Raw genomic sequence first — 11,756 nt, 5'->3', positions numbered from 1 at the left:
GGTCAGTCGATACCGATAATCTTGTGCATCTGCAGGGTCAGCCGCCACCGGGGATGCGCCAGGCAATAGTCGGTTGCCTTGCGGGTATTGCTCTGCTTGACAGTGTCCGACTCGCCGTCCGGAAGCGTTGGTGAAGCCATCGGCGACAGGAAATAGTGGCTGGCCTGAATGCCGGTAAAACGTTCGGGCATTGCCAGCGGCTGGGGATAGACCAGTTTCAGCTCATCGCACTGGCGCAGCACTACCGGGGCATCCGCCTTGGGGCTGACACAAAGCCAGTCGATGCCGGCCGGCGCAGGTAGCGTGCCGTTGGTTTCCACACCCACTTCAAAACCAGCCTGATGAAAGGATTCAATCAGTTTTTCGTCAAGTTGCAGCAAAGGCTCGCCCCCGGTACAGACCACATAGGGCTGTCCCGGGGCGTCCGGCCACAGATTACGAATGTGTGCAGCCAGGGCTTCAGCGGTCTCGAAGCGGCCACCGTTCTGTCCGTCGGTTCCAACAAAATCCGTATCGCAGAAATTGCACACCGCACTGGCGCGGTCCTTTTCCCGCCCGGTCCAGAGATTACACTTGCTGAAGCGGCAGAACACCGCTGCCCTTCCCGCCTGTGCGCCTTCTCCCTGCAGCGTGTAAAAGGCTTCTTTCACCCGATACATCAGCGCGCCACCTCGTACGGTAGTGGGTCTGACAAGCCGTTTTTGGCAAATGCTTCCAGGCGCTCCACACAGGAGCCGCAGCGGCCACAGGCCTTTTCGCGTCCGTTATAACAGGTCCACGTCTTGCTGTAGTCAAGTCCCATCTTCATACCCTGGGCCAGGATGGCGCCCTTGTCGGAGCCCATGAACGGCGCTTCGATACCGACCGGCTGATAGTTGGCGACCCTGCAAACAGCGTCCATCTTTTCTACGAACCCGGGTCGGCAGTCAGGGTAAATCGCGTGGTCTCCGCCATGGGCGCCATACCAGACCGACACGGCTCCGGCCGTCACTGCATAGCCGGTAGCCAGTGACAACAGGATCATGTTGCGATTGGGCACAACGGTGGCCTTCATGCTTTCTTCTTCGTAGTGGCCCTCGGGCACAGCCATATTGCCGGTTAACGCTGATCCGGCCATAACCTCGCCGAGGGCGCGGATATCGATCACCTTATGGGGAACTCCCAGTTCGGTGCACACCCGCCGAGCACATTCCAGTTCACGGACATGGCGCTGGCCATAGTCAAACGACAGGGCGTGCACCTGAAATCCGCGGGCGCGGGCAAGGTGGAGCAGGGTGAACGAGTCCATGCCCCCGGAGTAAATCACAACAACGGTATCGGTCATCAGGGAATTCCGGTCCTGTTCCTGAGGCCAGATCGGCTTCAGGGTTTTTAACGTGAGTGGACATATTGTAACAGTGGAATGCAATCATGGGTTCGCGTCCGCGGGAGTGGGCGGTTAAACTCACGACACGGCTCACCAACAAAAATATGACGGAATGATAACCGAACCCAGCCCAGCGTTTATCGACTTCGAGGCCTCCAGTCTTGACCTGATCGCAAGTTACCCCATTGAGGTCGGTATCTGCTTACCTGACGGCGCCCTGCACAGCTGGCTCATTCAGCCGCACGTACTGTGGCAGGACTGGTCGGAGAGTGCGGAAAAAATTCATGGTATCACCCGACAGACCCTGGAGCGGGAAGGCGTGCCGGTCGCCGAGGTGGCCGCCAGCCTTAACCGCCTGCTTCGCGGGCCGGTATTCTGTGACGCGTGGACTTTCGACAGCTTCTGGCTACATCGCCTGTTCCGCGCAGCCAACGTCCGGCCGGAGTTTCAGCTTGAATCCATTTGTCTGCTGCTCGATATCAATCAGGTGAGGCTATGGACGTCCTCACGCCAGCAGGTTATCAACCGCTTGGGACTGCCTGTCCACCGGGCTGCCAATGACGCCCTGATTCTTCACAAAACCTGGGAGAAAATTCAGGTACTCACTCCAGGTTCAGTGCTTTAAAAGAGCGTCCGGAATCCTTTTTTTCGACAGTATAAAAAAACGCAGCCCATTGGACTGCGTATAAAGGAGAGATCCATTCGGTACACCACAGATAAAAGGTGGGTTCCCGAGGATTGCACAACGTAAAACACGTGACAGAGCGAATTATGGGCAGTTTCTCCTGCCGCGTCTGTAGGGGTTTGCCGAAGCATTTTGCCCCTTGCAAAGCCTTGGGCAAGCGATACACTGGTATCAATATTGAAGCATAAGTGTCCGGTGGGTCGCACCGGCAAAGAGCCAGAAGATATGTCGAACAGTCAGGAATATCCAGTGATTGAATCCATCGCACGCCGTAGTAACGGGATGTGCACATACATCATGGTGAAAACTATCTGACGGCTTTCGGTCCAGCCCCGGGAGCCATTGCAGCGACCGGGCGAGTTTCTCCGCAAAACCCCGGTTGCCCCAGGCGCCGGGGTTTTGTTTTTGCAGCCGCAAAACGACAAGGAGAAGATCATGAAAAGACATCCGACAAGAGCCGCAAACCAGCCGGCAAGCAGCCGCACGGGTCCCATCAAGCGCCCCGAAAAGCTGCCGCTACTGGATGCAATCTGCAAGAAGCTGAACCAGCGGGTCAATCTGGACGACGAACAACGCGTACTGGGGTTGTACGAACGCGGCTGGATCTTCAAAGGTGTGGTGGGCGACATGAGCGATGCCGAAGCCAGGTACGTAAGAGCGCTTGCCAACCGCTATAATTCCTGGATTGCGCGACAGGTCGCGTAACGGGCAGTTCCAGACGCCCGTTTTGTGCTGATCGTCCGGCAGATGTGGGAGCAGGCACAAAAACCCCTGCTATAGTTCCATGCAGTGCCTATAGCCATTCAGGGAACAGGAATATTAGTATGAGCCAGACGTCCGTTGCCGACACCCTACGGGAATATCTTTCTCTGCTGGAACTGCTTGATGACGCCTACTGGGAGGCCAGCTCCGTTCATCACAAGGACATGCTGTACGACATTATCAGTATCTTCAATCAGGAAGTGGCGGAGATGAACAAGCTCAGTATCATGGATCACCACTACCCTTACGAAGTAATCACCGAAGGTATACGGCGGGTAGTGCCCAAGCTGGAGCGTCTGGATGAAAACCGCGAAGATGTGATTCAGCGAACCCAGACACTGACAGACTTCCGGGACATTCTGTCATCAGTGCTGGGTATCCTTGAGGCGCAACTGGCCACGATGTGAGCCGGGTCAGGCCGCCACCAGCGGCCTCTGGCCTTCGGGAATCAGCGGGAAGCGATCGCATACCGTGTAGATGAAGCGCGCAAGAGCGGGAATGTGGTGGCCAACAATCGGTATGCCGGTGTTGAGCAGGCTCACGGAAATATCCCGGGCGGCATCCGCCCAGCACAACTTGTTGATCAGTCCCACATGGCCAAAGGCATAGCGACTGCTCTGGCCCCATAATCCGATGGGATTCCCGCCAAGCATCATGCCGGCGCTGAAACGCATGGGAATCATCATGGTGCGATCAATCTGTAATGAACCGAACTGCTGAATGCACCGCCTGACAGTCATTTCGCTGCAAATCCGCCTGCCGTTCCAGATCCCCCCGTTGAGCATCATCTGGAAAAACCGGCCCATCTCTTCGGCTGTTCCGCAGAGGTTACCGGCCGGAATCACCGCTTCCTGGAAGCGCGGATCGTTCACCACCCGCTCGACAGTGCGGATATCGCCACCCAGGGCACGATTAACCACCCACGACACCGGAAAGCGCGGCGTTGGCCCGGTAGCATAGTTACTGGCCAGCTCGGTGACATGTTCCGGGGCTATGCCATAGGTAAACCAGCGCATGCCCATGGGTTGACGAAGATAACGGTCGATAAAGGCTTCAATGGTGTTGCCCGTGACTTTTTCCAGCACCCGCTGCAGCACGAAACCACCGGTGATGGCATGGTAGGCTACCTTGGCGCCATCGACCCCCACCGGTCTGGCTTCGCACAGTAATCGCCATATTTCGTCCTTGTCCCAGAGTACGTCGATAGGCGTCTCCCGGGGAATGGCGGGAATTCCGCCACGGTGGGAAAGAATCTGGTGAACCGTAATGGTGCGTTTGCCGCCACCGGCGAACTCCGGGCAGTAATAGGACACCGGGTCCATCAGGTTGACCAGTCCCTGCTCTGCCAGCATATGCATCAGCAGCGCCGTCACCGCCTTGGAGGCGGAAAAGTAGCAGACGGGGGTATCCGTGGTCATGGGCACTTTTATCGAGCCGGGTCCGTCGCCGGGGCCGTTACCCGTGGCATGGCCAATGGCGCGATGCAGAATCTGCTCGCCCCGATGCCTGACTGACAACTGCAGCCCGGGATGCACTCCGGTGCGGTAAAGCCTCTCCACGCTATGCCAGATGTCCTCGACCACCTCCGGGCTCACACCCGCCCGCTCCGGCCGTTCACCGTCCGTATCACGGCAGGTAACGGTGGCCAGATCCCTGGGGACGGCGCAGGTATGAAGGGCACGGCGGGCAAGTCGGTTCATCGCTTAACCTCTGATTATGATCGTTATCTACGGATTATGGGCTTCCTGAGCCGGAGGCGCCAGGACCACCCGGTTGCGGCCGCTTGATTTGGCCTGATACATCGCGCTGTCGGCCGCGGCGCAAAGGTCGCGGGAATCGGTTCCATTATCCGGGAACACCGACACACCGATACTGATGGTCAGTGGCACCGTTCTGCCGTCCCCCAGTGGTTGCGGCGTGTCACTGATCAGGGCGCGAAGGCGCTCGGCGGTTTCACTTGCCTCGAACCGGTCCATTTCCGGCAGCAGAATAACAAATTCCTCGCCTCCAAAACGGCCAATCACATCCACACTGCGAACGTTGTCCGCCAACAGCGCGCTGGTAGCCTTCAGCACAGAATCCCCGGCAGCATGGCCGCAATCATCGTTAATAGCCTTGAAATGATCAAAGTCGATCCACAACAGCGCCAAGGCACGGCCATAGCGTTTGGCCCGGGCAATTTCCTCATCCAGCAACCGCGTCATTTCACGGCGGTTAAACAGGCCCGTCAGCGAATCCCGCGTGGCCAACTCCGACAACTCTTCCTCGAGCGCCTTGCGATCAGAGATGTCGAGGATAATGCCTTCAAGCACCAGGTCATCGTTGCTGCCAACCGCTACGCCCCGCTCCCAGACCCATATATGCCGGCCATCCTTGCGCACAATGGGGTACTCAATGGAGAAAGGCTCGGCGTTTCCAATGGCTGACTCAACAGCCCGCAGGACATCTTCGTTACTGTTATCGGCGATCAGTCCGGCATAACTGACCCGATTGTTGTTCACCAGTTCCTCGGACTGGTACCCGGTCAGCTCGCGGCATCCGCTTGACACAAACAGCATGGTCCAGTGCTCATCGTAGCGGCAACGGTATGCCATGCCGGGCAGATTATCCATAAGCGTCGACAGTTGGCGTTCACGCTGACGAATGGTGATTTCCGCCTCGCGGAGATCCGTGATGTCCTGGCCGATCGCGATTGTGCCGACTATTTCACCACCTTCATCCCTGAGGCCCCGGGCATTCCAGGATATCCGTCTTTCGCGCCCATCGCGGGTAGTAATACAGGTCTCATAACCGATGAGTTCGCCCTCATCCGGGAGTATTTCCTCGGCCCGGGCACGGTGTCTTTCCCGCTCATCGGCATCGGGGTAAAGCCACTGCCAGATCTGGTCAGAGTCCAGGACCTCTTCACGCCGGTAGCCGCTGATCTCCTCTGCGGCCTTATTCCAGAGCACAATCCGCCCCTCTGGATCGAGTACATTGATCCAGACATTGGCCCGCTCAATCAGACTTTCGCGGAGCTGGTTGAGCTGGCGTATTTCCTCACGCTGGTGGTGATGCAGTGACAACATGATCCGGTCCCTGCTCAATTGCCGCATCAGCACCAGAAACAGAACCAGCGCCGTCACCACAACGAACAGTATACCCTTGTAGGTCTGGACACGGCTCAGCGCGTCAGGATCGGGAAACCACTGCGCCGCGAGATAATCCGAAAACGCAATCCATAACCATCCCGCCAGCAGATAAACACCGACAACCAACAGCGAACGTCGCAGTGGCGTATGACGTCCTTCAAGTCTGTCCATCCAAACCATATCCCCGGGTTCCTGCTATAACCCTGATGGCTCGCCCCAGGGAACAGGAAAAAGCTTACGATATGACCCGAAGTTAGTCACTTTGAGCCGGCACGTCGAGAGTTTGTTGCAATTGATTACACTCAGGCAACAGGTTCTGCCCGGCGCCCACCCCGGATATAGAAAAACCGGAGAGCTCTTGCGAACTGTCCGGTTTTTGTTCAGACAACCGGGTTGAACCCCCGGCCTGCCTGGCTCTGGATCACTTCACCGACGCCCGGGCGTCCGCCAGTATCCTGTTGAAGGTCTCGCTCGGCTGCATGATCTTGCAGACTTTCTCCGCAGGCGGATGATAGTAACCACCGATGTCGACCGGATGACCCTGGATCACGCTCATTTCTTCCAGGATCTGGTCCTTGTTATCTTCAAGTTGCTTTGACAGCTTCCCGAAGAAGGCCTTCAGCTCCTTGTCGTCGTCCTGGCTTGCCAGTTCTTCCGCCCAGTAGCGGGCCAGATGGAAATGGCTGCCGCGGTTGTCCAGCTCGCCGGTGTTACGCGACGGTGACTGGTTGTTCTCCAGCAGGCGCTCGGTGGCCTTGTCCAGGGTCAGGCCAAGCAGGCGGGCACGCTCGTTGCTCTGCTTTTCGCCCAGCTCTTCCAGGGAAACTGCGGTTGCCAGGAATTCACCCAGTGAATCCCAGCGCAGGTGATTCTCCTGCAGCAGCTGCTGGACGTGCTTCGGTGCTGAACCGCCGGCACCGGTTTCGTAAAGACCACCGCCATTCAGCAGTGGCACAATGGAGAGCATCTTGGCACTGGTGCCCAGTTCCAGGATCGGGAACAGGTCAGTGAGATAGTCCCGCAGTACGTTGCCGGTGACGGAGATGGTGTCGAGGCCGCGAATCAGCCGCTCCATGGTCCAGCGAATGGCGCGTACCGGTGACTTGATGAGGATATCCAGCCCTTCGGTGTCGTGCTCCTTCAGGTACATTTCCACTTTCTTGATCAGCTCGGCATCATGAGGACGTTCATCGTCCAGCCAGAACAGGGCCGGCATGCCGGTGGCACGGGCGCGGTTCACCGCCAGCTTGACCCAGTCGCGGATCGGCAGATCCTTGGTCTGGCAGGCGCGCCAGATGTCGCCCTTCTCGACCTTGTGCTCGGTCAGCACGGCGCCGTCCTCGGCAATCACACGGACAATACCGTCTTCCTTGATTTCAAAAGTTTTGTCGTGGGAACCGTATTCCTCGGCCTTCTGGGCCATCAGGCCAACGTTCGGCACCGTGCCCATGGTGGTAGGATCAAAAGCACCATGGGTCTTACAGAAGTTGATTACTTCCTGGTAAATGGTGGCGTAAGTGCTCTCCGGCATCACCGCCTTGGTGTCCTTGAGCTTGTTGTCCCGTGCCCACATCTTGCCGGAGTTACGGATCATCGCTGGCATGGAAGCGTCCACGATCACGTCACTGGGCACGTGCAGGTTGGTGATACCCTTGACCGAGTCCACCATGGCAATTTCCGGGCGGTGCTCGTAGCAGGCATGCAGGTCTTCCAGGATCTGTTCCTGCTTGGATTCCGGCAGCTGCTTGATCTTCTCGGTAACGCTGGACAGACCGTTGTTAGGGTTCACGCCCAGTTCGTCGAACAGCTCGCCGTACTTGTCGAACAGCTCCTTGAAGTAAATCGTCACCGCGTGACCAAACACGATCGGGTGGGAGATTTTCATCATGGTAGCCTTGACGTGCAGAGAGAACATCACGCCGGTTTTTTCACAGTCTTCGATGCAGTCTTCGAAGAACTTGCGCAGGGCCTTGCAGCTCATGAACATGCCGTCCAGCACTTCACCTTCCTGCAGAGGCAACTCACTCTTCAATACGGTCTGCTCACCCCTGGCATTCTCGAAAACGATGCGGGCGTTGGTGGCCTTGTCCAGAGTCAGTGACTGCTCGTTGGAATAGAAATCGCCGCCGCGCATGTGGGCCACGTGGGTGCGTGACGCCGGGCTCCATTCGCCCATGGTGTGGGGATGCTTGCGGGCAAAGGCTTTTACAGCGGTCGGAGCGCGACGGTCGGAGTTGCCTTCCCGCAGAACCGGGTTGACGGCACTGCCCAGTACCTTCGAGTAACGCTCGTGAATGTCCTTTTCTTCGTCGGTCTCCGGGTTCTCTTTGTACTCGGGAAGGTTGTAACCCTGCTCTTTAAGCTCCTCGATGGCAGCCCTCAACTGCGGAATGGAGGCGCTGATATTGGGAAGCTTGATGATGTTGGCTTCCGGGTCCTTGGTGTAATCGCCCAGTTCTTTGAGGTCGTCGGGGACCCGCTGGTCTTCCTCCAGGTAATCGGGAAACAACGCCAGAATACGCGCCGCGAGGGAAATATCGCTGGTCTCAAATTCGATGCCCGCCGGCTTGGCGTAGGTTTCGAGAACAGGTAGCAGTGACCGGGTAGCCAGGGCCGGGGCCTCGTCGGTCAGGGTGTAGATGATCTTTGCTTTGGATGATGTCATTTTCGTCCTCAGGCTAATGGGTGAGTTCAGGACGGTCATGGCGGGGTCAGGTGTCTTGTGAACGCCCGACCTGAGCAATGACTGATTCGGGAACTTTTGATAGGGCTACTAAGATAGCATTTTTTTACGAATTCTGGTTACGATCTTAGTATTAGAACCGAGTAAAAATGCGCTAAAACCCGTTACAGGACGATGAAAAGACAGGAATTTACGAAACTTTCGGACATTTTGGCTGTGGAGTTAGTCGTGGTGGAGAGGCTGACTCTCCACTCTATACGACCTACGGCTACAGCCCGAATTAACGTAGGTCGGATTAGCCGCAGGCGTAATCCGACAAACCAGCCCACGCCAGACTCACCCCTTCGGCAACAATTGCGCTTCTTCGAGGCAATCACGAATCCGGTCCAGCGCCTCCGGGTTCGCCAGTGCATCCCGGTTATCGGCTCTGGATGAGCCATTGATCAGCCGTGCCACCGCCAGCTCGACCTTCTTTCCGCTGCGGGTGTAGGGAATGTCCGGCACCTCGATGATATGCCTGGGCACGTGGCGGGGACTGGCGCCCTGGCGGATGCGGGTCTTGAGGTTTTTCTCAAGGTCCCCGGTCAGGGCTTCACCTTCGGCCGGCACTACCAGCAGGACCACTTCCACATCGCCGTCTGTCTGGCGGCCGACGACCAGGCTATCTTTTATTTCCGCAACGGTTTCAACCTGCCGGTAGATTTCAGCAGTGCCGATTCTCACGCCGCCGGGGTTCAGGGTGGCATCGGAGCGGCCGTAGATGATGGCGCCGCCGTGTTCGGTGAATTCGATGAAGTCACCGTGGGCCCAGACACCGGGGAAGGTGCTGAAGTAGGCGTCCTTGTAGCGTTCGTCGCCAGGATCATCCCAGAAGCACACCGGCATGGAGGGTAAGGGCTGGCGGCACACCAGTTCGCCACGGCCGGAACTGACGGGTTTGCCGTCGTCGCCGTAGGCTACGGCGTCAACCCCCAGGAAGCGGCACTGGATTTCACCGCGGCGTACTGGCAGCAGGGGCGTGGAGCCCACAAAGCAGCCGCAGATGTCGGTGCCGCCGGCGATTGAGCCGAGCAGGGCATCGGGGGCGCCATCGCTGTAGACCCAGTCGTAATCTTCCGGCAACAGTGGAGAGCCGGTAGAGAAAACGACGCGAAGGGCGCTCAGGTCCAGGTTTCTTGCCGGCGTCAGTTCGGCCTTGCGGCAGCCGGCAATGAAGCGGGCGCTGGTACCATAGTGGGTCACTTTCTCGTCGGCGACGACCTGCCACAGATAGCTCAGGTCGGGGTAACCGGGGGAGCCGTCGACTGTGATGACGGCAGCGCCGGTGAGCAGTGCAGAGGCCTGCCAGTTCCACATCATCCAGCCGCAGGTGGTGAAGTAGAGGAAGCGGTCATCCGGACCCACGTCGCCGTGGAGCATCAGTTCCTTGGCGTGGTTGACCAGCAGCCCGGCATTGCCGTGGACGATGCACTTGGGCTTGCCGGTGGTGCCGGAGGAGTAGAGGATATAGACCGGATGGTCCGGCGGCAGGGGAGTAAACGAGGGCGCCTGGCCGTGCCCATCAGCCAGGGCATCGTCCCAGTGGGTGACCTTTTCACCAGCTATGGCGGGCTTTCCCGGCAGCTGTTCAATGCTGATCACACAACGCAGGGTTGGCAGGCCGTCAATCAGACCGGCAAAGTCGTCCTGGCGGTTGAAGACCTTGCCGCCGTATCCATAACCATTGACCACAATCAGCGCCGCCGGCTCGATCTGGCCGAAGCGGTCGAGAATCGCGCCTACGCCAAAGTCCGGAGAGGCGGAACTCCAGATCGCGCCGAGGCTGGTGGCAGCCAGCATACTGGTCAGGGCTTCATAACCGTTGGTAACCACGCCGGCGACCCGGTCACCCTGCTTGATACCTTTTTTGCGCAGGAAGGCTTCCAGCGCCCCGGTATCGGCTTTCAGTTGGGCGTAGGTGCGACGCAGAACCGGGCGGGTTTCGCAATAGGCCACGACAGCTTCGTGGTCGGCATGCTCGCCATCCGCCAACCGCAGCAGGTTGGCGGCAAAGTTGAGTTTCATGCCCGGAAACCATTCCGCACCCGGCATCTCACGCTTGCCGAGCACGCTGTCGGCCGGGGTGTCGCAAACCAGGCCGCAGTAGTCCCAGACCTTTTGCCAGAATGTCTCCAGATCATCAATCGACCACTGGTGCAGGGCGTGGTAATCGGCAAAAGGGCCGAAGCCCTGTTGCTCCAGCCAGCCCTGGAAACGCCCCATCTGGCAATTCTTCAGTGTATCTTCCGAGGGAGACCAGACCACCGGTGACTGTTCTGTATTGCTCATCCGTCTCTCCTGTTGCTTACTGCATATGCCAGCCGTGGCTGACTACAATGGATTGGCCGGTCAGGGCCGCCGAGGGGAAAGCTGCCAGATGAACAGCCAGTTCCGCGACGTCTTCCAGGGTGGTGAACTTGCCGTCGACGGTGTTTTTAAGCATCACCTTGCTGATCACCTCCTCCTCGGAAATACCCAGCTCCTTCGCCTGTTCGGGAATCTGCTTGTCCACCAGTGGCGTCCGGACAAATCCGGGGCAGATAATGTTACTGCGAACACCATGCTCGGCCCCTTCCTTCGCCACTGCTCTGCACAGACCCAGCATGCCATGTTTGGCAGCTACATAGGGCGCCTTCAGGGGGGAGGCTTCCAGCGAATGCACGGACCCCATATACAGTATGGTGCCGCCGCCACCGGCGTACATCTGGTTGAGAGCTGCGCGGGTAACCAGGAAAGCACCGTCCAGGTGTACCCTCATCACCTTGCTCCAGTCGGCAAAGGCCAGTTTGTGCAACGGGTCGATATGCTGGATACCGGCATTGGCGAGAGCAATATCAAGCCTCCCCCATTTCTCCACAATGGCGGCAACCCCCCGGTCAACCGCGTTCTCGTCAGTAACATCCATGGCCAGGGCCATGGCGGTGCCGCCGGCCTGTTCAATGGCATCAACGACTTCCCGGGCACTCTCGAGGGTAAGGTCAGCCACGGCAACCCGCGCGCCCTCCCGGCCATACTGTTCGGCAATGGCCCGGCCGATGCCACGACCCGCCCCGGTGATCAGGGCTACTCGGTTTTCTAGGCGCATTTCAT

At 58.3% G+C, this 11,756-nt stretch carries 10 protein-coding genes; 3 read left to right on the top strand and 7 right to left on the bottom strand.

What is annotated here, in order from left to right; genetic code table 11:
* Positions 1-2: 2 nt before the first annotated feature.
* Together queE and queC are read right to left on the bottom strand one after the other, a co-directional pair.
* The gene (gene queE, locus DIT72_RS05780) at positions 3-659 is read right to left on the bottom strand and encodes a 7-carboxy-7-deazaguanine synthase (protein ID WP_135954214.1); all 657 of its coding nucleotides are present in this window, start codon (positions 657-659) and stop codon (positions 3-5) included.
* Positions 659-1,324, bottom strand: a complete 666-nt coding sequence (gene queC, locus DIT72_RS05775) for a 7-cyano-7-deazaguanine synthase QueC (protein WP_135954213.1) — start codon at positions 1,322-1,324, stop codon at positions 659-661. The genes queE and queC overlap by 1 nt, the downstream gene beginning before the upstream one ends.
* Before the next feature lie 154 nt (positions 1,325-1,478).
* Here queC and DIT72_RS05770 point away from each other — a divergent pair, with 154 nt between their 5' ends.
* The 3 genes from DIT72_RS05770 to DIT72_RS05760 all read left to right on the top strand — a co-directional run bounded on the left by DIT72_RS05770 (position 1,479) and on the right by DIT72_RS05760 (position 3,220).
* Positions 1,479-1,991: a 3'-5' exonuclease gene (locus tag DIT72_RS05770; protein WP_135954212.1), complete on the top strand. Its 513-nt coding sequence runs from the start codon at positions 1,479-1,481 to the stop codon at positions 1,989-1,991.
* A gap of 495 nt (positions 1,992-2,486) precedes the next feature.
* A complete protein-coding gene (locus DIT72_RS05765) occupies positions 2,487-2,756 on the top strand; it encodes a hypothetical protein (RefSeq protein WP_135954211.1) in 270 nt (89 codons plus the stop codon).
* Positions 2,757-2,875: 119 nt separating this feature from the next.
* Positions 2,876-3,220 carry a hypothetical protein gene (locus DIT72_RS05760; RefSeq protein ID WP_135954210.1) on the top strand — a complete coding sequence of 115 codons (345 nt, stop codon included), beginning with the start codon at positions 2,876-2,878 and terminating at the stop codon, positions 3,218-3,220.
* Positions 3,221-3,226: 6 nt separating this feature from the next.
* Here the strand turns inward: DIT72_RS05760 and DIT72_RS05755 are convergent, their stop codons facing one another.
* The 5 genes from DIT72_RS05755 to DIT72_RS05735 form a co-directional block, all read right to left on the bottom strand.
* Positions 3,227-4,513, bottom strand: coding sequence for a serine hydrolase domain-containing protein (locus tag DIT72_RS05755; protein WP_135954209.1), 1,287 nt, complete (start codon positions 4,511-4,513; stop codon positions 3,227-3,229).
* A gap of 27 nt (positions 4,514-4,540) precedes the next feature.
* Positions 4,541-6,115, bottom strand: a complete 1,575-nt coding sequence (locus DIT72_RS05750; protein WP_135954208.1) for a sensor domain-containing diguanylate cyclase — start codon at positions 6,113-6,115, stop codon at positions 4,541-4,543.
* A gap of 250 nt (positions 6,116-6,365) precedes the next feature.
* Positions 6,366-8,609, bottom strand: a complete 2,244-nt coding sequence (locus DIT72_RS05745; RefSeq protein ID WP_135954207.1) for an NADP-dependent isocitrate dehydrogenase — start codon at positions 8,607-8,609, stop codon at positions 6,366-6,368.
* Positions 8,610-8,963: 354 nt separating this feature from the next.
* Positions 8,964-10,955, bottom strand: coding sequence for an acetoacetate--CoA ligase (locus DIT72_RS05740; RefSeq protein ID WP_135954206.1), 1,992 nt, complete (start codon positions 10,953-10,955; stop codon positions 8,964-8,966).
* 16 nt (positions 10,956-10,971) lie between these two features.
* Positions 10,972-11,751, bottom strand: coding sequence for a 3-hydroxybutyrate dehydrogenase (locus DIT72_RS05735; RefSeq protein ID WP_135954205.1), 780 nt, complete (start codon positions 11,749-11,751; stop codon positions 10,972-10,974).
* Positions 11,752-11,756 lie beyond the last annotated feature (5 nt).

It is taken from the genome of Marinobacter orientalis (assembly GCF_004792665.1).
Lineage (GTDB): Bacteria > Pseudomonadota > Gammaproteobacteria > Pseudomonadales > Oleiphilaceae > Marinobacter > Marinobacter orientalis.
The sequence above is the reverse complement of the archived record's forward strand: the minus strand, read 5'-3'. Positions and strand labels throughout refer to the sequence as shown.

Coding starts and splice junctions, on each gene's coding strand:
- DIT72_RS05745 (WP_135954207.1), bottom strand. CDS start 8,609: ATGACATCATCCAAAGCAAAGATCATCTACACCCTGACCGACGAGGCC.
- DIT72_RS05770 (WP_135954212.1), top strand. CDS start 1,479: ATGATAACCGAACCCAGCCCAGCGTTTATCGACTTCGAGGCCTCCAGT.
- DIT72_RS05750 (WP_135954208.1), bottom strand. CDS start 6,115: ATGGACAGACTTGAAGGACGTCATACGCCACTGCGACGTTCGCTGTTG.
- DIT72_RS05740 (WP_135954206.1), bottom strand. CDS start 10,955: ATGAGCAATACAGAACAGTCACCGGTGGTCTGGTCTCCCTCGGAAGAT.
- DIT72_RS05735 (WP_135954205.1), bottom strand. CDS start 11,751: ATGCGCCTAGAAAACCGAGTAGCCCTGATCACCGGGGCGGGTCGTGGC.
- queE (WP_135954214.1), bottom strand. CDS start 659: ATGTATCGGGTGAAAGAAGCCTTTTACACGCTGCAGGGAGAAGGCGCA.
- queC (WP_135954213.1), bottom strand. CDS start 1,324: ATGACCGATACCGTTGTTGTGATTTACTCCGGGGGCATGGACTCGTTC.
- DIT72_RS05755 (WP_135954209.1), bottom strand. CDS start 4,513: ATGAACCGACTTGCCCGCCGTGCCCTTCATACCTGCGCCGTCCCCAGG.
- DIT72_RS05760 (WP_135954210.1), top strand. CDS start 2,876: ATGAGCCAGACGTCCGTTGCCGACACCCTACGGGAATATCTTTCTCTG.
- DIT72_RS05765 (WP_135954211.1), top strand. CDS start 2,487: ATGAAAAGACATCCGACAAGAGCCGCAAACCAGCCGGCAAGCAGCCGC.